The organism is Microbacterium gilvum, from assembly GCF_039543865.1.
Taxonomy (GTDB): domain Bacteria; phylum Actinomycetota; class Actinomycetes; order Actinomycetales; family Microbacteriaceae; genus Microbacterium; species Microbacterium gilvum.
The window spans coordinates 781,792-803,172 of the sequence record NZ_BAABKO010000001.1 but is presented as its reverse complement, the minus strand read 5'-3'; the positions used below and the strand labels follow the sequence as shown (position 1 = coordinate 803,172).

Annotated in this window: 19 protein-coding genes and 1 tRNA gene; 14 read left to right on the top strand and 6 right to left on the bottom strand. The window is 70.0% G+C overall.

Annotated features, from left to right (window positions below; genetic code table 11):
- Positions 1-6 precede the first annotated feature (6 nt).
- The gene (locus tag ABD998_RS04095) at positions 7-1,038 is read right to left on the bottom strand and encodes a glycosyltransferase (RefSeq protein ID WP_425562935.1); all 1,032 of its coding nucleotides are present in this window, start codon (positions 1,036-1,038) and stop codon (positions 7-9) included.
- A gap of 130 nt (positions 1,039-1,168) precedes the next feature.
- Here ABD998_RS04095 and ABD998_RS04090 point away from each other — a divergent pair, with 130 nt between their 5' ends.
- The gene (locus ABD998_RS04090) at positions 1,169-2,395 is read left to right on the top strand and encodes a CDP-glycerol glycerophosphotransferase family protein (protein WP_345436187.1); all 1,227 of its coding nucleotides are present in this window, start codon (positions 1,169-1,171) and stop codon (positions 2,393-2,395) included.
- Between the two features lie 8 nt (positions 2,396-2,403).
- Here ABD998_RS04090 and ABD998_RS04085 read toward each other — a convergent pair whose 3' ends face one another.
- A complete protein-coding gene (locus tag ABD998_RS04085; protein WP_345436185.1) occupies positions 2,404-3,246 on the bottom strand; it encodes a 3'-5' exonuclease in 843 nt (280 codons plus the stop codon).
- A gap of 80 nt (positions 3,247-3,326) precedes the next feature.
- Here ABD998_RS04085 and ABD998_RS04080 point away from each other — a divergent pair, with 80 nt between their 5' ends.
- Positions 3,327-4,211, top strand: coding sequence for an alpha/beta fold hydrolase (locus ABD998_RS04080; protein WP_345436182.1), 885 nt, complete (start codon positions 3,327-3,329; stop codon positions 4,209-4,211).
- Here the strand turns inward: ABD998_RS04080 and ABD998_RS04075 are convergent, their stop codons facing one another.
- Entirely contained in the window at positions 4,212-4,685 is a 474-nt protein-coding gene (locus tag ABD998_RS04075; protein ID WP_345436180.1) for an Lrp/AsnC family transcriptional regulator, read from the bottom strand.
- Positions 4,686-4,820: 135 nt separating this feature from the next.
- On the opposite strand from ABD998_RS04075, the gene ABD998_RS04070 reads away from it, so the two are divergent.
- Positions 4,821-5,912, top strand: a complete 1,092-nt coding sequence (locus ABD998_RS04070) for a polysaccharide deacetylase family protein (RefSeq protein ID WP_345436178.1) — start codon at positions 4,821-4,823, stop codon at positions 5,910-5,912.
- Positions 5,913-5,951: 39 nt separating this feature from the next.
- On the opposite strand, the gene ABD998_RS04065 is transcribed toward ABD998_RS04070, so the two are convergent.
- Positions 5,952-6,539 carry a histidine phosphatase family protein gene (locus ABD998_RS04065; protein WP_345436176.1) on the bottom strand — a complete coding sequence of 196 codons (588 nt, stop codon included), beginning with the start codon at positions 6,537-6,539 and terminating at the stop codon, positions 5,952-5,954.
- Positions 6,540-6,647: 108 nt separating this feature from the next.
- Entirely contained in the window at positions 6,648-7,499 is an 852-nt protein-coding gene (locus ABD998_RS04060; RefSeq protein ID WP_345436174.1) for a Sir2 family NAD-dependent protein deacetylase, read from the bottom strand.
- A 73-nt stretch (positions 7,500-7,572) separates the two neighbouring features.
- Here ABD998_RS04060 and ABD998_RS04055 point away from each other — a divergent pair, with 73 nt between their 5' ends.
- Complete coding sequence (locus ABD998_RS04055; protein WP_345436172.1) at positions 7,573-8,400, top strand: TrmH family RNA methyltransferase; 828 nt, start codon at positions 7,573-7,575, stop codon at positions 8,398-8,400.
- A 7-nt stretch (positions 8,401-8,407) separates the two neighbouring features.
- Here the strand turns inward: ABD998_RS04055 and ABD998_RS04050 are convergent, their stop codons facing one another.
- Positions 8,408-9,217, bottom strand: a complete 810-nt coding sequence (locus tag ABD998_RS04050; RefSeq protein WP_345436170.1) for an SGNH/GDSL hydrolase family protein — start codon at positions 9,215-9,217, stop codon at positions 8,408-8,410.
- Between the two features lie 119 nt (positions 9,218-9,336).
- Here ABD998_RS04050 and ABD998_RS04045 point away from each other — a divergent pair, with 119 nt between their 5' ends.
- From ABD998_RS04045 to ABD998_RS04000, 10 genes are all read left to right on the top strand, one after another.
- Positions 9,337-11,085 carry a DEAD/DEAH box helicase gene (locus ABD998_RS04045; protein ID WP_345436168.1) on the top strand — a complete coding sequence of 583 codons (1,749 nt, stop codon included), beginning with the start codon at positions 9,337-9,339 and terminating at the stop codon, positions 11,083-11,085.
- A 35-nt stretch (positions 11,086-11,120) separates the two neighbouring features.
- Positions 11,121-12,242, top strand: a complete 1,122-nt coding sequence (locus tag ABD998_RS04040; RefSeq protein ID WP_425562934.1) for a VIT1/CCC1 transporter family protein — start codon at positions 11,121-11,123, stop codon at positions 12,240-12,242.
- Between the two features lie 108 nt (positions 12,243-12,350).
- A tRNA-Leu gene (locus tag ABD998_RS04035) sits at positions 12,351-12,435 on the top strand.
- Between the two features lie 60 nt (positions 12,436-12,495).
- Positions 12,496-13,056, top strand: a complete 561-nt coding sequence (locus tag ABD998_RS04030) for a hypothetical protein (RefSeq protein WP_345436164.1) — start codon at positions 12,496-12,498, stop codon at positions 13,054-13,056.
- A gap of 96 nt (positions 13,057-13,152) precedes the next feature.
- Positions 13,153-13,857 carry an HAD family hydrolase gene (locus ABD998_RS04025; protein ID WP_345436162.1) on the top strand — a complete coding sequence of 235 codons (705 nt, stop codon included), beginning with the start codon at positions 13,153-13,155 and terminating at the stop codon, positions 13,855-13,857.
- Positions 13,858-13,892: 35 nt separating this feature from the next.
- A complete protein-coding gene (locus tag ABD998_RS04020; protein WP_345436160.1) occupies positions 13,893-14,885 on the top strand; it encodes a LacI family DNA-binding transcriptional regulator in 993 nt (330 codons plus the stop codon).
- Positions 14,886-14,966: 81 nt separating this feature from the next.
- Entirely contained in the window at positions 14,967-17,420 is a 2,454-nt protein-coding gene (locus tag ABD998_RS04015; RefSeq protein ID WP_345436158.1) for a glycoside hydrolase family 32 protein, read from the top strand.
- A gap of 142 nt (positions 17,421-17,562) precedes the next feature.
- Positions 17,563-18,588, top strand: coding sequence for a LacI family DNA-binding transcriptional regulator (locus ABD998_RS04010; protein ID WP_345436156.1), 1,026 nt, complete (start codon positions 17,563-17,565; stop codon positions 18,586-18,588).
- A gap of 68 nt (positions 18,589-18,656) precedes the next feature.
- Positions 18,657-20,327: an ABC transporter substrate-binding protein gene (locus ABD998_RS04005; RefSeq protein WP_345436154.1), complete on the top strand. Its 1,671-nt coding sequence runs from the start codon at positions 18,657-18,659 to the stop codon at positions 20,325-20,327.
- A gap of 59 nt (positions 20,328-20,386) precedes the next feature.
- Positions 20,387-21,364, top strand: a complete 978-nt coding sequence (locus ABD998_RS04000; protein WP_345436152.1) for an ABC transporter permease — start codon at positions 20,387-20,389, stop codon at positions 21,362-21,364.
- Positions 21,365-21,381: the final 17 nt, after the last annotated feature.

Below are 21,381 nucleotides of genomic sequence, written 5' to 3'. Positions count from 1 at the left end.
CGGACGTCAGGGGAGCGGGGTGTTGCGACCGGACAGGCGCGACGTGTCGACCGTGTCGTCGGCGCCGCGCATCGCGCCGACGACGAACCCGGCGCCCCACGAGAGGTGCATGGTCGGGAGCACGGCGGCGAGCCACATGCGCTCCCTCGCCCCGAACGGGTGGATGCCCCGTGCCGTGAGCGCGACGCCCGCGACGAGCAGGGCGTAGGCCGCGACCGGCAGGTAGACGAGGGACGCGACGGCGGCCGCCGCCCCCGCGAGCACGCCCGTCGCCTGCAGCGCTCCGACGACGGCGGCGAGCGCCAGGACGACGAGGAGGACGGGCGGGGCGAAGTACTTGAGGGAGTTGCGTCGCCCGAAGCGGCGGAAGAGCTCCCCGCGCCATCGGCCGGTCGCGCGGAACTGGCGCGCGAGGCGCGCCCAGCTCTCCCGCGGCCAGTAGGTGACCGAGAGGGCGGGGTCGAACCACACGCGGTAGCCCGCCGAGCGGATGCGGAGGTTGAGCTCCCAGTCCTCCCCGCGGCGCACGGTCTCGTCGAAGAGCCCGATCTCGTCCAGGACGGCGCGGCGCATCACGCCGAGGTACGCAGACTCCGCCTCCGCCTCGCGCGACCCGCCGTGGTAGGCGCCGCCGCCGAGGCCGATGGGGGAGTTGTACGCCCACGCGGCGGCCCGCTGGAACGGCGTGCGGCCGTCCGCCCGCATGATGCCGCCGACGTTGCCGGCGCGCGTGCGCTCGAGTGTCGCGAGAGCGCGCGCGGCGTACCCGGGCGACAGCTCGGAGTGGGCGTCGACGCGGATGACCGTCGGGTGCCGGCTGGCCCGGATGGCCGCGTTGAGTCCCACCGGGATGTCGGCTGCCGGGTTGTCGACGAGGACGATGCGCGGGTCGTCGGCCGCGAGGGCGCGCGCGAGCTCGGTCGTCCCGTCGGTCGACGGCCCGAGGGCGAGGACGAGCTCGACGGGGCCGTCGACCTCCTGCGCGAGCGTGCTCTCGACGGCGCGCCGCAGGTAGTCGATCTCGTTGAGCACCGGCATCACGAAGGAGACGCCCGGCGCCGCGGGCGGCGCATCCCGCCGCGGCGCGCGTGGGCCCGCGGGAGGATCGTTACGCATTCGACGATCATCCCATGCCGGGGCCGCCGCGGCTCGCGGGTAGCCTGGAGACGTGGGTGCGGTGCGTGAAGCGAGGAAGTCGTTCGGTCTCCTGCGGAAGGCGCTCGCATCCCGGGTGCTGCAGAAGCGCACCGCGCGGGCTTTCGCGTCTCGTCCGCTGACGCCGCACCGCTTCCGCGTCGCTGTGTACTTCGCCGACAGCGACGTCAACATGTACCAGATGCGGCAGTGGTACCGGCCGCTGCAGGAGCTCTCCGAGACGTGGCCGGTGGTCGTCATGGCGCGCAACGCCCTCGGAGCCCGTGCGCTCCTCGACGACGGCGCCCTTCCCGTGACCTTCGTGCCGAGCGTGCTGAGCGTGGAGCGCTTCCTCGAGTCGCAGGACATCCGCGTCGTGCTCTACGTCAACCAGAACACGCGCAACTTCCAGATGTTCCGGTACGGCCGTCGCTGGCACGTGTTCATCAACCACGGCGAGTCCGACAAGATGTACATGACGACGAACCAGTACAAGGCGTACGACTACGCGCTCGTGGCCGGTCAGGCCGCCCGCGACCGCCTGACGCGCGTGCTGTGGGACTACGACGTCGACCGGCGCACGATCGAGATCGGGCGCCCCCAGGCCGACCACTACTCCGGTGCGCTCCCGTACACGCCCGACGAGCGCACGGTCGTGCTGTACGCGCCCACGTGGGAGGGCGACCGTCCGGCCGCGCACTACGGCTCCGTCCTCTCGCACGGCGTCGAGCTCGTGGCGGCGCTCCTCGCGACGGGGCGCCACCGCGTCGTCTACCGCCCGCATCCGCGCAGCGGCGTCGTCGACGCGGCGTTCGGCGAGGCCAACCAGCGCATCATCCAGGCCATCCGCGCGGCCAACGAGCAGGACCCGTCGGCGCAGCACGTCTACGACGACAAGCCGGAGCTGGGCTGGCAGCTCGCCGCCGCCGACGTCGCGATCGTCGACATCTCCGCGATGGTCTACGACCGGCTCGCCGCCGGCAAGCCGCTGCTCATCACGCGCCCCGCCGACCATGCGGCCGAGATCGACGAGGGTGGGTACCTGTCGGCGTGCGAGTGGCTCGAGCCGGAGGCCGCCCTGCGCATCGTCGACGAGGTCGACCGCGTGCGCGCCGACCCCGCGGCGACGGAGCGCCTGGCGCATTGGGTGGGCCACTACTTCGGCGACACGGCACCGGGGGCCGCGACGGCGAAGTTCCACGCGGCCGTGCAGCTGCTCATGGACCGCTGGGACGACTGGGACGCGCGCTCGACGTCCTGACCCGACCGTCAGCGGATGGGCCAGCTGCCGTCGAGCGGCTCGCTCGCGTCGATGCGGCCGATGCGCACGAAGTACTCCGTGAGGCTGGCGGCCTGCTCGCGCGCCCATCCGATCTGACGCGCGTGGAGCTCGCCGACGTCGTCGGGCATGAGGTCGGCGTACCGCTCCGCGATGGCCAGCGCCACGCGGCCCGCCGCCACGGCATCGGCCGATGCGTCGTGCGCGCCTTCGAGCGCCACGCCGTAGTGCGCGGCGACGATCTCGAGCGTGCGCTTGCCCTTCCGGTAGCGATCCCAGGTCTTGTCGACGACGAGCGGGTCGATGACCGGCGCGGGCGACGCGATCGCCTCGACCCCGTGCCGCACGGCCTCGTGCTTCAGCATCGAGAAGTCGAACGGCGCGTTGTAGGCGACGACGGGAGCGCCCTCCGCGAAGATCTCGCGCAGCGCCGTGACGACCTCGGCGACGACCTCCGCCGCCGGTCGGCCCTCGGCCCTGGCGCGTGCCGTCGTGATGCCGTGCACGGCCGTCGCCCCTTCCGGGATGTCGACTCCGGGGTCGGCCATCCAGTGGCGTTCGCGGACGACGGAGCCGTCGGCGGCGAGAAGGCCCACGTACGCCGTCACGATGCGGTCGTCCTCGACGTCCACTCCCGTCGTCTCGAGATCGAACACGCCGAGCCGCGCGAGCCCGCGCGATGGCGGCTCCTCGAAGACGAGATCGAGCGCGGCGGGAGCCGGGGTCGCGCCTCGCGCGGGCCGGGAGGACGCGCGGCGCCCGAACCACGTGGGGCGCTCGCCCGCGTCGTCGACGTCGAACAGGGGCGGCGGATCCGGCCATGATGTCGCCATACAGCGAATGTAGGGCGCGCCCCCGACAATCGCGCGGAGCCACCCCGGGCGCGTCCAGGACGCGCCCGTAGACTCGATCGGTGCCCGTCGCCTCCCCGTATGCCGAGCAGCTCTCGCGCATCCCCGTCGTCCGCGCCGAGATCGACGTGCTCGGCACGCCGACGGCGTTCTGGACCTACGGCCCCCTCGACGCCGAGACGACGATCCTCGCGGTGCACGGATTTCGCGGCGACCACCACGGGCTCGAGCCCGTCGTCGCGCATCTTCCCGGCATCCGCGTCGTCATGCCCGACCTGCCGGGGTTCGGCGAGACGCCGCCGCTGCCGGGACGGACGCTCGACCTCGACGCGTTCGCCGAGTGGCTGACGGCCTTCGCCGCAGCGGCCGCGCCAGGCGCCGTCGTGCTGGGCCATTCGTTCGGATCCATCGTCGCGGCCGCGGCCGTCGCCCGTGGTCTCCCGACGCCTCGCCTCGTGCTCGTGAACCCCATCGGCGCGCCGGCGCTGGAGGGGCCGCGCGGTCTGCTCACGCGCCTCGCCGTGCTCTACTACGACGCCGGCGCCCGCCTTCCCGAGAAGCTCGGCACCGCCATCCTGCGCCACCCCGCCATCGTGCGGGTCATGAGCATCGCCATGGCGAAGACGCGCGACCGTGCGCTGCGGCGCTGGATCCACGATCAGCACGACCGCTACTTCTCCGGGTTCGCCGACCGCGACGCGCTGCGCGACGCCTTCGTCACGAGCGTGTCGCACGACGTGCGCGCCTCCGCGCCGGCCGTCGCGCAGCCGACCCTCCTCATCGCGGCCGACCGCGACGACATCACCCCCATCGAGGCCGAGCGGACGCTCCGCGGCCTGTTCCCCGACGCGCGACTCGTCGAGATCACCGGGGTCGGGCACCTCATCCACTACGAGAAGCCGGCCGAGGCGGCCGCGGCCATCCGCGACTTCCTCGCCGAGGGGTGATCAGCGCTCGCGGCGGGCGAGCTCCATGAGCCCCGTGACGCGGTAGGGGATGGCCTCGCTCATGACGAGCGAGGTCTCCGTGCGCTCGACGCCGTCGACCGACAGGATGCGCGCGTCGACGTCGAACAGGTGGCGGGCATCGCGGCACGCCACGAGGGCGAGGAGGTCGACCTGACCGCTCACGCCGTAGACCTGGACGACCTCGGGGATGCGGCGCAGCTCGTCGGTGATGACGGGGAGCTGGGGCTGGCGGACGCCGATCGACAGGAACGCCTGCAGCGGGAAGCCGAGCACCTCGGTGGAGATCGCGCGCTCGAAGGAGTGGAAGACTCCCGCGCGCTCGAGCCGGGCCATGCGGGCCTGCACCGTGTTGCGCGAGAGGCGCAGCCGCTCTGCGAGGGCGACGACCGTCGCGCGCGGGTCCTCCGAGAGCGCGGCGAGCAGCTCGAGGTCGACGTGATCGAGGGTGGCCATAGAGTCAGACGCTAACACGCGCAGCGACCAGCGATTGCGCATCCTGCTCAGTCGTTATCGGATCGATTGCGCGACGTGGCTCGCTGGCCGCGTCGGTGCGGAACCGACTGCGCGTCTCGATATCCTGGTCGGGCCATGAGCCCTTCCCGCCGCGCGCCCGCACGTCCGCTGCTCGCCCTGGTCGTCGTCACGGCGCTCGGCCTGTCCGGCTGCGCGGCCGACCGGGTGCCGCCCGAGCCGACGGCACCCGCCGCATCGGCCGCAGTGCCGGGGGAGGCGGCGCCCGACGCCCTGGAGGCGCTGCTCGCCTCCTCCGGCGACCCCGCCGCGTGCGCCGTCTCGTTCGACGGCGCCGATGCGCCGCCCGTGCTGCAGTCGGACGGATCCCTCTTCGCTGAGCTGCCCCTTCCGCGCCGCGAGGGCGCCGTCTTCGCCGGCTGGTACTCCGACCCGGAGGCCGCGGCGCGCCGCGATGCCGCCGCCCGCGTCAACATCGCCGATGCGGTGGCGTGCGGCGACGGCGACCGGCTGGTGCTCCACGGTGCGTGGGCGACTCCCGAGGAGGCGGCGGGGCTCGATGTGGGCGTGCCCATCCTCATGTACCACCAGTTCACGGATCGGCCGGAGGGCGTGGACGATCCGCTGCGGCTCAACTGGGCGTACGCGGGCGATTTCGAGGCGCACATGGCCTATCTCGCGGACGAGGGCTACTACCTGCCGAGCTGGTCCGAGCTGTCTGCCTTCATCGACGGGGAGCTCGTGCTCCCGGAGAAGTCGGCGATCGTGACGGACGACGACGCGCACTCCTCGTGGTTCGACCTCGCCGTGCCCGTCCTCGACGCGCATCACGTGCTGGCGACGTCGTTCGTCATCACGAAGTGGAGGTCGGAGGAGACGCCGTCGCCGTACGTGCTGCAGCGCTCGCACACGCACGACATGCACGATCCCGGTGCGGACGGGCGCGGCCGGATGGTCAACTGGACGGCGGAGGAGATCGCGGCGGACCTGCGCACGTCGGCGGATGTGCTCGGGGCGAGCGAGGTGATCGCCTACCCGTTCGGGCACTACGACGAGCGGTCGAAGCGGGGCGTCGCGGACGCGGGCTTCGACATGGCGGTCACGATCGAGCCCGGCCTCGTGCGCCCCGGCGCCGACAAGCTCGCACTGCCGCGCGTGCGGATCGACTACGGCATGGGGCTCGAGGCGTTCGTCGCGAGCCTCGGCTGAGGCGGCGGCTCGGATCACCGCCCCGCGTCCCGGGGGGGTCTAGGCGTCCGCCGGTGCGGCCGAGTACGACCGCAGCGACAGGACGCCGTCGTCGTCCAGCTCGAAGAGGTGGTGCGATCCGTTCTCGACGCGCTCGCCGGGGAGGGGGAACGCGCCATCCGACGCGACGGCGATGAGCACGCGGATGAGGGCGCCGTGCGCGACGGCGATGAGCGGACCCGTCCGGCCGGCTTCGGCGTGCGCCGCCGCCGCGTGCCTGAGCGCGGCGATGGCGCGCGTCGCCACCGCCTCGTCGGGTTCGGCGTCGGGCCCCATAGCGCGGCGGCGTCGCTCCCAGAGGTCGTCGGCGGTCAGCCCCTCCGCAGAGGCGTAGTCGCGCTCGACGAGCCCGTCGTAGAGGGCGGGAGGCTCGAGCCCGAGGGCGTCCGCGATGATGTCGGCGGTCTCGCGCGCCCGTGACAGAGGGCTCGCCGCGATGGCCTCGTAGCCGCCCTCGGAGAGCCCGACCGCGGCCTCGCGCGCCTGCGCGCGCCCGGTGTCGTTGAGGGGGATGTCGGTGCGGCCCTGTACGCGGCCGAGCAGGTTCCAGTCGGTCTGTCCGTGGCGGACGAGGGCGATGACGGTCACCCCACGAGCCTACGACGTCGCGTCTGCGCCCCGGCCGTGTGCGCGGGCCGTGTGCGGCGTCCCTGGGCGCGAGCCCCGTCCGGCCTCCCTGTGTGCGGAGAGGGGTCGTCAGCGGAGGGAGGGCAGCGCCGACGCGAAGGCCGCCAGCGCCTCGCTCGTGCCCGCCTCGACCTTGACGGTCGCACGGCGGTCGGCACGGGTCTCGCCGCGGTTGACGATGACGACGGGGAGGCGGCGCCGCCTCGCGCGCTCGACGAGGCGGATGCCCGAGTTCACCACGAGCGACGAGCCGGCGACGAGGAGTGCGTCGCTCGTCGCGACGAGCTGCTCGGCCTCGCGGAACTTCTCGGCGGGGATGAACTCGCCGAAGAAGACGACGTCGGGTTTCAGCATGCCGCCGCAGACCGTGCAGTCGGGCACGACGAGGCCGTCGGAGCTGGACGGCAGGACGTCGCCGTCGGGACCCAGCTCGACGTTCTCGGGAACCGTGATCCAGGGGTTGTCGCGTTCGACGCGCTCGCCGACGTCGCGCCGGTCGAAGACCTGCCCGCACTGGGTGCACAAGACTCGGCGCATGGTCCCGTGGAGCTCGACGACGCGATGGGATCCTGCCCGCAGGTGCAGGCCGTCGACGTTCTGCGTGACGACGCCCGACGCGACGCCCGCGCGCTCGAGGGCGGCGAGGGCCGCGTGTCCGGCGTTGGGCTGCGCTGCGGCGAAGGCGCGCCATCCGAGGTGGGAGCCGACCCAGTACCGGCGCCGGGCCGCCTCGTCGGAGAGGAAGGTCTGCGCCGTCATCGGGTTGCGCCTCGGGGCGCCCTCGCCGCGGTAGTCGGGGATGCCCGAGTCGGTCGAGACGCCCGCACCCGTGAGCACGGCGACGCGACGGCCCGCGAGGGCGTCGATCGCGCGGCCGATCTGCGCCGCGGCCGGCGTGCCGACCCGGTCGGTGAGAACCATGGAGCCTCCTCGCTGCCGAGTCTACGGCGGGCGTTTGTCGGGGAGGTTACGGCGCGGATGGGACGATGGGCGGATGCAGATCGAGCAGATCGAGGATGCCGGGGATGCGCGCCTGGCCGACTACCGCGGCCTCACAGACGTGGCGCTGCGTCGCGCCACAGAGGAGGGCGCGGGGCTGTACATGGCGGAGTCGGCCAAGGTGCTCTCGCGTGCGCTCGTCGCGGGCCACCGGCCCCGGTCGGTGCTCACGGCGCGCAAGTGGCTGGACGACGTCGAGCGTCTCGTCGGCGAGAGGGACGTGCCCGTGTACCTCGTGTCCGACGACGTCGCCGCGGCCGTGACCGGATTCGCCGTGCACAGGGGGATGCTCGCGGCCATGCACCGACCCGCGCTGCCGGCCGTCGCCGACGTCCTCGCGGGGGCGCGCACCGTGCTCGTGCTGGAGGACATCGTCGACCACACCAACGTCGGGGCCGCGTTCCGCGCTGCGGCGGGGCTGGGCGCCGATGCCGTGCTCGTGACGCCGCGCTGTGCCGATCCGCTCTACCGGCGCAGCGTGCGCGTGAGCATGGGCACCGTCTTCCAGGTGCCGTGGACGAGGCTGCCGGAATGGGCGCCCCGGGAGGGTGAGGGGGCATCCGCTCAGCTGCGGACGGCCGGGTTCTACCTCGCGGCGATGGCGCTCGCGGACGACGCCACGCCGCTGGACGCCTTCGCGGCACGCCGCCCCGACCGTGTGGCGTTCGCGATGGGATCCGAGGGCGACGGGCTCAGCCGTCGCGCGCTCGCCGCGGCCGACACGGTCGTCACGATCCCGATGGCGGGCGGCGTCGACTCGCTCAACGTCGCCTCGGCCGCCGCCGTCGCCCTGTGGGCGCTGCAGCATCCGCCGGCGGCCTGACGCCCGCTCAGGAGACGGGTCCGGGCTCCGGTCGCTTCGCCGTCACGAGGTCTCCGGAGGACTGGTGGCGCAGGCGCCGCAGCACCCAGGGAACGAGGTGCGTGCGCGCCCAGACGAGGTCGTTCTGCCGCGCCGAGCGCCATGACACGAGGGGGCGCGGGTCGGGCTGCAGGTGCTGGAGGTCGTTGGGGACGTTGAGAGCGCGCAGCACCATCCGGGCGACCTCGTGGTGCCCGAGCGGGTTCATGTGGAGCCGGTCCTCGGCGAAGAATCGCGGGTCCTGGATCTCCTTGAGGGCCCACTGATCGGCGACGATGCAGTCGTGCCGCTCGGCGATCGCGCGGATGTTCTCGTTGTAGATCGCGATCTTGCCGCGGAACGGCCGGAAGACCGGCGTCCAGGCGACGTCGATCCCCGTGAACACGACGACGGCCGCGCCCTCCGCGCCGAGGCGCGTGACGGCGTCCTCGAACTGCACGGCGATGGCGTCGGGGTCGGTGCCGGGCCGGATGACGTCGTTGCCGCCCGCGCAGAACGTCACGAGGTCGGGGCGGAGCGCGAGGGCCGGCTCGACCTGCTCCGCGACGATCTGCCCGATGAGGCGGCCGCGCACGGCGAGGTTGGCGTACGCGAAGTCGTCGACCTGGGTCGCGAGCACCTCCGCGACCCGGTCCGACCATCCGCGGTGCCCGCCCGGTGCCGCAGGGTCGGGGTCGCCGATCCCCTCCGTGAACGAGTCGCCGATCGCGACGTAGCGGCGCCACGGATGCGCCTCGTCGTTGCCCACATACGGTGTCCGCGCGTCGTCCCCTGCCATGTCGTCGAGACTATCCCTGTCGTCGGAACCGGCGCCCCTGGCACCGGATCCGGCGATGCAGGCCGGCCTCGGCGAATGCTCGGAGCCGGCGTCGGCGCCCTCGTCTAGGGTTGTTCTCCGTGCTGAGTCCGTCCTATCCGCAGAGAGCCCCGTGGGGCACCGCGGGGAAGCTCCGCGCGTGGCAGCAGGAAGCGCTCGAGCTGTACTTCGCGCAGCCAGACCGCCGCGACTTCCTCGTCGCCGCGACCCCCGGCGCCGGCAAGACGACCTTCGCGCTCACGCTCGCGAACGAGCTCCGCCATCGCGGAGACATCGACCGCATCGTCGTGGTGTGCCCGACCGAGCACCTCAAGACCCAGTGGGCCGATGCCGCGGCGCGAGTGAGCATCCGGCTCGACCCCGACTTCAAGAACAGCCATTGGATGCCCGCCCGGCACTACCACGGCGTCGTCGTCACCTATGCGCAGGTGTCGATGAAGCCCGAGGTGCACCGTGAGCTCACGAAGGGCGCGCGCACGCTCGTCGTCCTCGACGAGGTGCACCACGGCGGCGACGCGCTCAGCTGGGGCGACGGCATCCGCGAGGCCTACGGCCCTGCCGTGCGCCGGCTGTCGCTGAGCGGCACGCCGTTCCGCAGCGACGACTCGCCCATCCCGTTCGTCGAGTACGCTCCCGACGCGCAGGGCCTGCGCACGTCGATCACCGACTACGACTACGGATACGGGCGCGCCCTCGCCGACGGCGTCGTGCGCCCCGTGCTCTTCCACGTCTACTCGGGGCACATGACGTGGCGCACGAAGGCGGGCGACGAGCTCGAGGCGCACCTCGGGCAGGACAACACGAAGGACATCACCTCGCAGGCGTGGCGCACGGCGCTCGACCCGAACGGCGACTGGATGCCCGCCGTCCTGCGCTCGGCCGACAAGCGCCTCACCGAGATCAGACACCACGTCCCGGATGCCGGCGGCCTCGTCATCGCGACCGACCAGACGAACGCCCGCGCCTACGCGAAGATCCTCCACGAGATCACGGGGCAGCGGCCCACCGTCGTCCTCTCCGACGAGGCGGAGGCGTCTGCGCGCATCGAGCAGTTCTCCGGCAACACGACACGGTGGATGGTCGCGGTGCGGATGGTGTCGGAGGGCGTCGACGTCCCGAGGCTCGCCGTCGGCGTGTATGCGACGTCGTCGTCGACGCCGCTCTTCTTCGCGCAGGCGATCGGCCGCTTCGTGCGCGCTCGCCGCAGGGGCGAGGCCGCGAGCGTGTTCCTCCCGAACATCCCCGTGCTCATGGCGCTCGCCACGGAGATGGAGCGCCAGCGCGACCATGTGCTCGACCGTCCCGAGAAGGACGAGGACGGACTCGACGACAGCCTGCTTGAACAGGCGGAGCGCGGCGACAAGGCGTCTGACCAGCTGACCCAGGAGTTCGAGTTCCAATCGCTCGGCTCGGTGGCGCACTTCGACAGCGTCGTGTTCGAAGGCAAGCAGTTCGGCCAGCTCGCGGAGCCGGGCACCGACGAGGAGCTCGAGTTCATCGGCATCCCGGGGCTCCTCGAGCCCGAGCACGTCCACGAGTTGCTCATGCAGAGGCAGAGCCGCCAGTCGCGGCACCGCGAGGCGCGGGAGACGCGCGAGAAGGCGACGGGGGAGGAGCCGGCGCTGCCCGCCGCGCTGCATCGCACGCTCAAGGAGCAGCGGCAGCTGCTCAACAGCCTCGTCGGGGTGTACGCGCGCCAGTCGGGCGAGCCGCACGGCGCCGTTCACGCGTGGCTCCGGAAGACATGCGGGGGGCCCGCGGTCGCCCAGGCGACGGTCGCGCAGCTGCAGAAGCGGATCGACGCGCTGCGGCGCCGCGTCCACAGCTGAGCTGCGGCCGACGGCGCCCCGTTCGGCGCGGCGAAATGCTGGCAATCGCGCCGTCGAGGCCATCCGCCGCGGCGCCCGTGGCTAGCGTGGCTGGCGTGAGAGATCGTGCATCCGACCGCCGCTGGGCACAGTACCTCGTCGACGAGCGCGCGGAGGCCGCGGTGTACCGCGGGCTCGCGGCGCGCCGCGAGGGCGAGGAGCGCGACATCCTGCTGCGGCTCGCCGAGGCCGAGGGGCGCCATGAGGCCCATTGGCTGGGACTTCTCGGCGGAGAGCCGCGGAGGCTGCCCTCGGCGAGCCTCCGCACGCGCCTGCTCGGGTGGATGGCGTCGCGCTTCGGATTCGTGTTCGTGCTCGCGCTCGCGCAGAACGCCGAGGCGCGCTCGCCGTACGACAGCGAGCCGGCGGCACCCGCGTCGATGCGCGCCGACGAGAAGGTGCATCACGAGGTCGTGCGCGGGCTGGCCGCTCAGGGGCGGCGCCGGCTGTCTGGCACGTTCCGCGCCGCGGTGTTCGGCGCCAACGACGGGCTCGTGAGCAACTTCGCCCTCGTGCTCGGCATCGGCGCGGCGGGTGTGAGCACCCACCTCGTGCTGCTGAGCGGCATCGCGGGCCTGCTCGCGGGGGCGCTCTCGATGGGCGCGGGGGAGTTCGTGTCGGTGCGCTCGCAGCGTGAGCTGCTCGAGTCCACCGAGCCGAGCGGCTTCGCCGACGACGGTCTGCCCGACCTCGACATCGAGGCGAACGAGCTGGCGCTCGTCTACCGGGCGAGGGGGATGGCGGAGGACGAGGCGCTCGGTCGGGCGCGCGCCGTCATCGAGGATGCACGGCGCGGGCGGATGCCGTCGCGCGCGCGGCATGGCGACGCGCACGAGGTGGTCGGCGGCGCGTGGCGGGCCGCGCTGTCGAGCTTCGCGTTCTTCGCGTCGGGCGCGATCATCCCCGTTCTTCCGTGGCTGCTCGGGCTGAGCGGCCTCGTCGCCGTGCTCGTCGCGCTCGTGCTCGTCGGCGTCGCGCTCATGCTGACGGGTGCGACGGTGGGACTGCTGTCGGGAGCCTCACCGCTCAAACGGGGACTGCGGCAGGTGGCGATCGGGTTCGGCGCCGCTGCGGTGACGTACCTGCTCGGACTGCTGTTCGGGGTGTCGACGGCGTGACGCGCCCGGGGTGCGCTCCGGTTCGTCGCCATCCTCGACGAGTGGTAATGTTGTCTCTCGTTGCGGGAAACGGAACGGAAAGCTCCGGAGAACGGCAGCGACACCCATGCGCGGGTGGCGGAATAGGTAGACGCGCTAGCTTGAGGTGCTAGTGCCCGTATAGGGCGTGGGGGTTCAAGTCCCCCCTCGCGCACAGCGGAAGGCCCCGGTCGAGAGACCGGGGCCTTCGCCGTATCCGAAGGGGGATGGGTGGATGAGCGATCGGCGGGATGCGCTCCTGCGTCGGGCGCGGGCGGCGTTCGGTGTGCCGCCTGCGCGAACGCTTGCGGAGGTGGGTGCGGTCATCCGCGGGCGGGGCGGGGAGCCGTTCGATCCGAGTCCGTTCCTCGACGGTCTCGCCGACGAGTTCATCCGGCGGGAGCTCATCGCGGGGGCGTTCACGCTGTCGGGGCGGGAGGCCTTGCTCAGTCGCGCCAGCGAGGAGGAGCGGGAGGCGTTCACCCTCGACGAGGAGGAGATCGCCGAGTTCGATCCGCTCGAGTACGGCGCGGAAGAGGAGCTCTGGACGACGTGGTCGTTCGGGATGAGCAACCTGGAGCGTGTGATCGTGCTGCTCGAGCGCGTCGATGCGGAGTCGGATGTGGTCGGCGGGTTCCGCGTCTACGGGGCGGGGCAGTGGGTGCGGGAGTCGCTGTGGGCCTCGACCGGTGTCGTGCCGCGTGATCCCGGGATGCCGTCGCGGGACTCGGCGCTCTTCGGGGAGGCGTTCCAGTTCGAGGGGCGAGCGCGGTTCACCGCCGCGCCGGTCGAATAGGCGCCGGCCCTGCAGCCGGCCTGCTCCTCACGTCTGTGTTGCCGGGCGTGACGAGGTTCGGTGCGTGTTCGTCATCGGCGGTGAGAGCCTACCGAGATGCTGCGTGCTGTGGTCTTCGATCTGGACGACACCCTCCTCGATGAAGCGACCGCGATTCGAAGCGCGGTATCGAAGTGGAGGACGGCGATCGATCGGGAGGGAAGCGGGTCCGCGGATGACTGGGCTCAGATTGCCGGCAGGTACTACCAGCGTTATCTCGATGGCGGACTCACATATCGTGAGCACGGCAGAAGTCGTGTGCAGGAGTTTCTGGGCGGGGGTGTCTCGGACGTCGAGGCGGAGGAGCTGTTCGAGACGTATCTGAACGCCTACCAAGGTTCTTGGCGATTGTTCGATGACGCACTGCCGGCGCTGAGGCGCGCGCGAGCGGCAGGCCTTGCCGTCGGGGTCCTCACGAACGGGGACGCCGTGCAGCAATGGCTCAAGATGGTCAGTCTTGGCATCTCCAACGAAGTCGACGGTTTCCTCGCATCCTCCGACATCGGCGTAGCGAAGCCGCATCCTTCAGCATTCCGCGCAATCATGGAGCGGCTTGGGTGCGACCCTCATGAGGCATTGATGGTTGGTGACCATCCGGTCAATGACGTCGCAGGTGCCACCGGGGCCGGACTGTCGGCGATCTTGATCGACCGGTTCGACAAGCATCGCGAAGCGGAATACGCCAGGGCCTCGTCTTTGAGCGAGATCTCTTTCGGCACGTTCTCCGCGCCCCACGCCGTGGGCGGGCACGCTCGGGTCTGATGTCTCCGCCGGTCGCGCGCATGAAAGAATCGAGCATGGTTTCACGACGCGTGTCGATGGATGACATCGCCCGACACCTCGGCGTCAGCCGCAGCACCGTGTCGTTCGTGATCAACGATCGGAGCGACATCAGGATCGCGGAGGAGACGAAGCGCAGGGTCTGGGAGGCAGTTTCCGAGCTCGGCTATCGCCCGCATGCGGCAGCGCGCTCGCTTGCTTCGAGCCGGACGAATCTGCTGGGGCTCGTGACGGACATCGCCAGCAGTCCTTTCGGAGGCGGGATCATCACGGGCGCGCAGAGAGCTGCGTGGGAACGTGGTCAGGTCCTTCTGATCGTCAGCGTGGACTCCGACGCGTCCGCCGATACGGCGATGCTGGAGATGCTGCTCGAGCGGCGCGTGGAAGGACTGATCTACGCGACAGCGGGCCATATCGGTGTCAGTCTGCCGGATGCGGCATCCGAGGTGCCGGTCGTGCTGGTGCATTGCGAGGACGTCGACGGGAGATATCCGTCGATCGTTCCCGATGAGGAGCACGGGGGATACACCGCGACGCGGCATCTGATCGGCCAAGGGCACCGTCGTATCGCCCTGATCAACCTCGACGCGCACTTTCCTGCGGACGGTCGTCGGAGCGGGTACGAGCGCGCTCTGCGTGAGGCCGGGATCGACATCGACCCCGCGCTCGTCGTGTCGGGTTCCGCTGACGCGGGAGCCGGCTACGCCCTGACGCAGCGGATACTCCGCGCGGACGACCCGCCGACCGCGCTTTTCTGCGGAACCGACCGCATGGCGATGGGCGCGTACGATGCCGCGCGCGAGGCGGGACTGCGCATCCCCGAGGATGTGGCCGTGGTGGGCTACGACGATCAGGAGATCGTGGCCGCGTATCTGAGGCCAGCGCTCACCACCATCGCGCTGCCGTTCGAGGAGATGGGAGCGGCAGCGGTGGAGGCTCTCAACGGCGATATGGACGCATTTGCGGGATCGACGATGCGCGGCTGGCTGGTGGAGCGAGCTTCCGCCTGAATCGATCTTCCCTCTTGCCGCGGAGAGGGCGGGACGATACATTAACGCGCGTTAGTAAAGCGCGTTAGTGAATGGAGACCCATGAGCACGACAAGGACGTTGCGCGCCCTCGCCCTGACGGCGGCAGCCGTGACGACAGCCTCGATCGGTGTGGGCATCAGCCCTCCCGCGGCACATGCCGACAACCCCGACGCCGAGCAGTACCGGCCTCAGTACCACTTCTCCGTCCCCGACCACTGGAAGAACGACCCGATACGTCCCGTCTACATCAACGGCGAGTACAACTACTACTACCTGTACGACGCGGACTACAACGGAGTGTCGACGCAGACCGCATGGCGACGCGCGACGACCACGGACCACGTCGTCTATCACGACGAGGGCATCGCCATCCCCGAGGACACCACTTTCGGCTCGCCGATGGCAGGGTCCATCGTCGTCGATGTCGACAACACCGCCGGATTCGGCGCCGGGGCGCTCGTCGCGCTCGTCTCTGTCGACGAAGGTCCCACGAACGCGACGGATCAGTGGGTGTACTACTCGACCGATGGGGGTGACACGTTCACCCCCTACTCGACGACGACACCGGCGATCGCGAATCCGGGGCCCGGCCTCCACGAGTTCCGCGACCCGAAGATCGAGTGGGACGCGGCGAACAACCAGTGGGTCGCACTCGTCGCCGAACCCCTGAGCGGGATCGGGTTCTACACATCCTCTGACCTGAAGAACTGGACATATGAGTCGTTCTTCGCTGCCCCGAGCGGCATCACGTTCACCGAGTGTCCCGACTTCTTCCAGATGCGCGCGGACGACAACACTCTCCAGTGGGTGGTGGGAGCAAGCACCGGGGGCGACATGCATACCTTCGCCTACTGGCCCGGCGATTGGGATGGAAGCACCTTCACTCCCGACACGACCGTGCCGCAATGGCTCGACTACGGCGATGACTTCTATGCCGCCGTGACGTACCCCGACGAGTCATCCACCGACCAGAGCAAGAGGTACCTCAAAGGCTGGGTCAACTACTGGAACCATCCGAACACGGCGAGCAGCTGGACCGTCGACGGCTTCACCGGCACGGACTCCATCACCCGCGAACTCGCGTTGAAGGAGACGGACGGCACATACCGCCTCGTATCCACCCCCATCGCCGCGCTCGACGACTACGCGACGCGATCGTGGGAGCTCGGAGACATCCCCGTGGATGGGCAAACCGATCTCGGCTACCACGGCACCGCATATCGGCTCGAGACGACCGTGTCCTGGGCGGAACTCGACAACGTGGCCATCAAGCTCCGCCGTTCGCCCGACGGCTCCCGCGACTTCACCGTCGGGAAGTTCGACGATTTCGTCTACGTCGATGCGAACGACCCGACGATGTACCGCGAGAACCATGCCCCGTACGATCCAGCTGCGACGTCGGTGCAGCTCACCATCCTCGTGGACACCACCACGGTCGAAGTCTTCGTGAACGGGGGAGAGCAGGTGCTGACGATGAAATCGAACCTCGACCCTACGGACACTGGGATCCAGCTGTTCACCGAGGGTGGCGCGGCGACATTCAACGACGTGACGATCACCGAGTTCGCCAACGTGACGGGCCAGGCCGAGGCGGGAGCGGCCTACCAGGACTTCGACAGCGGCTACGACAGCTGGTCGACGACCGGCGGCGCCTTCGGGTCTGCACCGGCGACAGGGACACTGTCCATGCAGCAGCCCGTCACGGGATGGCGGGGAACCGGCCTCGTCAACAGCTATCTCGGAGGCGACGCGTCGACGGGAACCCTGACGTCGCCGTCGTTCACGGTGACCGAACCCTACGTGAGCTTCCTTGTCGGCGGCGGCGACCACCCGACGCCGTCGGAACTGTTCAATGGCTTCGAGGGAAGTGGCTGGGGAACCGGGTGGACGGGAACGGGCAGTTACGCCGGCCAAGGCGCGAGCACAGCGAGTCTGACGAACCAGGTCGGAGCGAAAGTCGCCGACACGTTCGTCAACGGCGGGGACGCGGCGACGGGGACAATCGCCTCGCCCGAGTTCACCATCACGCGGGACTACCTCGCATTCAAGATCGCCGGCGGCGACTTCCCGTGGCCTGCCAGCGGGAACGCATCCGTCCAACTCGTCATCGACGGCGACGTTTACTTCAGCGCGACGGGGGACGGGACGGCCACGCTGCAAGACGTGGCGTGGGATGTGCACTCCTTGCGGGGGAGGACGGCGCACCTGGAGATCGTCGACAACTCCACGTCGACGTCATTCGGCCACATCATGGTGGACCAGGTCATGCTCGGGAACACCCCGACAGCCGCGGTCGGCGAGACAGATGCGCCCACCGCCGTGAACCTCAAAGTGGGTGGCGTCGTGGTCCGCACGGTGACGGGGACCGATGACGAGCGGCTGCACTGGGAGTCGTGGGATGTCGCTGACTTCATCGGTCAGACCGCCCAGCTGGAGATCGTCGATCAGAACACCACCGGGTGGGGCCACATCAACGTCGACCACGTCACCTTGTCCGACCGACCCATGGGCTGACGCCGACGGACCCGTCGGAGAGAGTCCCTCCGGCGGGCCCGCCCCAGCATGACGCGCTCTGCTTGACACCCCGACTTACTCGCGTTAGCATCGAGCAAAACCGAGGCTAACGCGAGTTAGTTTCTCATCCGAAGTTGAAGGCATGATGTCGAAGAAGACCCCGCTCACGCGAGCTGTGACGATGAAGGACGTCGCCCGTCACGCCGGCGTCTCACGCACCGCGGTCTCACTCGTGCTGAACGACCGCTTCGACGTCACCCTCGCGTCAGAGACCCGCGAGCGCGTGATGAGTGCCGCGGCCGAGCTCGGCTATCGACCGAACGCGGGGGCGCGCGCGTTGGCCCAGCAGCGCAGCGACTGGTACGGACTGGTGACCGAGATCGTGACGGCACCGTTCGCGGTCGACGTCATCAAGGGCGCACAGGATCGGGCCATGGCGGACGAGAAGTATCTGCTGATCGCGTCGACGGAGTCCGACCCGGTGGCCGAGAGCGCTGCCATCGAACGGCTGCTGGAGCAGCGCGTGGAGGGACTGATCTACGCGGCCACATGGCATCGCGGCGTCACGGTGCCGGACGTGGCGCGCGAGGTGCCCACGGTACTGGTGAACTGCTTCGACATCGAGGGTCGCTTCCCGGCCGTCGTCCCCGACGAGCGAGCGGGTGGGCACCGCGCCACCAGCCGTCTGCTCGAAGCCGGCCATCGGCGCGTCGGGTTCATCAACCTCGACCGCGGAATCCCCGCCGCGATCGGTCGACGTGAGGGGTACCTCGCAGCGCTCGAGGAGGCGGGAATCGCTCCCGACGCCGAGCTCGAGGTCACAGGTCACGCAACCGCCGACAGCGGATTCACCGCAGCCGAGGAGCTGCTTGATCTTGCTGAGCCGCCGACCGCGATCTTCTGCGCGAACGATCGGATGGCCATGGGGGCGTATGACGCGATCAAGGAACGCGGGATGCGCATCCCCGAAGACGTCGCCGTCATCGGGTTCGACAATCAGGAGCTCATCGCGGGCTACCTGAGGCCGAGTCTGACGACGGTCGCACTGCCCTTCGAACAGATGGGCGCAATGGGCGTGGACCTCCTCGCCGCGATCACGGCGGGAGAGTCGACCGGCACGAACACCGTGACGGTCGACTGCCCGCTCCTCGAACGCTCGTCGGTGTGAGTGGAATCCCTCGACGAGCAACATTCTTCGGCTTCAACGCGGAAGAGAAGAAAGGAACAGCACCAATCATGGCACTTCACAGGAGAAGGGCGGCCGTTCTCGCGGCCATCGCGACGGCAGGAGCACTTCTGCTGTCCGGCTGCACGGGGGGTGCGGAGCAGCCCGCGACCGACCTCGACGGCAGCCAGCTGCTGACCATCCCGCGCGAGGACATGGGAACCTTCGATCGCAACTTCAACCCGTTCGCGAACCCCGACTTCCCGATGACGCAGGTCGCGATCTACGAGTCGATGCTGATCTACAACCCCGCGGACGGCACCACGACGCCGTGGCTCGCGACGGACTGGGAGGTCGCGTCCGACAGCACCGGCATCACCTACCACCTGCGCGAGGGCGTGAAGTGGTCCGATGGCGAGCCGCTCGTCGCCGACGACGTCGTGGTGTCCTTCGACCTGCAGCGCGAGGTTCGCGGGGGATTCGACTACATCGAATCCGTGACAGCCGTCGACCAGCTCACGGTGCGGTTCGACTTCAACAGGCCGTTCTCGCCGGCGCTGCTCGACATCGGCCAGCAGGTGATCGCCCCGGCGCATGTGTGGAGCGGCGTCGAAGACCCGACGACGTTCGCCAACGAGGAGCCCGTGGGAACCGGCCCCTACACCGAGGTGACGAACTTCCAGGCGCAGTCGTTCGACCTGGGGAAGAACCCCGAGTACTGGCAGCCCGAGAAGCAGAATATCGAGGGCATCCGCATGCTCGCCTTCGCGGGCAACGACGGTGCGAACCTCGCCGCGGCGAACGGCGACGTCGACTGGGCGCCGCAGTTCATCCCGAACATCGAGGACGCGTACGTGGCGAAAGACCCCGAGCACCGCTTCTACTGGTTCCCCACGACGGGATCGATGATCAGCTGGCAGTTCAACACCACGATGGCGCCGTTCGACGACGCCGATGTGCGCATGGCTCTCGCGATGGCTGTGGACAGCGAGCAGGTCACCGAGATCGGCATGCAGGGGTACACGCACCCCGCCGACTGCACGGGCCTGTCGGGCTCCTACGACACCTGGCGTGACGAGGACGTCGTCGAGTCGTGCACGTGGACCGAGCGTGATCTCGAAGCCGCGGGCGAGCTGCTCGACGCTGCGGGAATCACCGTCGGCGCCGATGGCACGCGCACGCTCCCGGACGGCTCGCCGTTCGAGTTCGACTTCTCCGTGGGATCTACCTCCAGCGACTGGGTCTCCGTCGGCAACGTCATCTCGCAGAACCTCGCCGAGCTCGGGGTGACGGTGAACGTCGCGGCGAAGGACTGGGGCGACGTCGTGGCCAGCTACGAGAACGGAACGTTCGAGTCCGGAATCGTCTGGAGCGCCAACGCGCCCACGCCCTATCAGTTCTTCAACGGGGTGATGGGTACCAGCACCGTCAAGCCGGTCGGCGAGCAGGCGTTCGAGAACTACCACCGATTCGGCAGCGAAGTCGCCGACCGCCTTCTGGAGCAGTTCGCCGCGACCGCGGATGCGGCCGAGCAGCAGTCGATCATGGGAGAGCTGCAGTCGCTGTTCGCGGACACGGCACCTGTCGTGCCGTTGTTCCCCGGGCCGGAGTTCGGGGCCGCGAGCACGCAGCGGTTCACTGGCTGGCCCACAGAGGACAACCCGTACGCCACCCTCGGCGGAGTCCGCGCGCGCACAGCCGTCCTCATCCTGACCACCCTCGAGCCCGTCGTCACCGACTGAGCCATCGGGCATCCTGCCGCCCCCGGCCCGGGGCGGCAGGACGCCCGTGGAGACTTCCTATGAGCTACATGCTGCGACGCCTCGGGTTCTACCTCGTGGCGTTCTGGGTGTCGATCACCCTCAACTTCTTCCTTCCTCGCCTCATGCCGGGCGACCCGGTCTCACGCATGGTCGCCCGCCTTCAAGGCGAGATCCGACCCGATCAGATCGAGGCGCTGAAGGAGTCCTTCGGCCTCAGCGACGCATCGCTGTGGGAGCAGTACGCGCGGTACATCGGCCAGGTCTTCACCGGCGACCTCGGGTTCTCCATCTCACGGTTCCCGACCCCCGTGGTCGACGTCATCTCGAGCGTGATCGGATGGACGTTCCTGCTCGGATTCGTGTCGCTCATCGTCGCCGTCGTCATCGGCAACCTGCTCGGCATCCTGGCGGCGTGGCGACGCGGGGGCGTGCTCGACTCCGTCGTCCCACCGGTGCTGATCTTCATCGGCTCGTTCCCGTACTTCTGGCTCGCGATGGGGCTGCTCTACTTCTTCGGCGTCATTCTGGGCTGGTTTCCGCTGCGGCACGCCTACGAGGTGGGAACCTCTCCGGGGTTCTCGCTCGCCTTCGTCGGCGACGTCGCCTACCACCTCGTCCTGCCGGCGACGTCCATCGTGCTCGTCTCCGTCGGCGGCTGGATGCTCGGCATGCGCAACACGATGATCGCGACCAACTCCGAGGACTACATCGTGATGGCCGAAGCGAAGGGCCTCCATCCCAACCGGGTGATGCTCAACTACGCCGCACGCAACGCCCTCCTGCCGTCCGTCACGGCGTTCGGGATGTCCCTCGGCTTCGTGGTGGGCGGTGCGCTGCTGACCGAGGTCGTCTTCGCCTATCCCGGCATCGGGTACACCCTCCTCTCCGCCGTGCAGAACCTCGACTACCCCCTCATGCAGGGGCTGTTCCTCACGATCACCACTGCCGTGCTGATCGCCAACTTCCTCGTAGACATCGTGTACGTGCGGCTCGACCCGCGCGTGCGCGTGAGCTGAACGGAGGGTGCGATGTC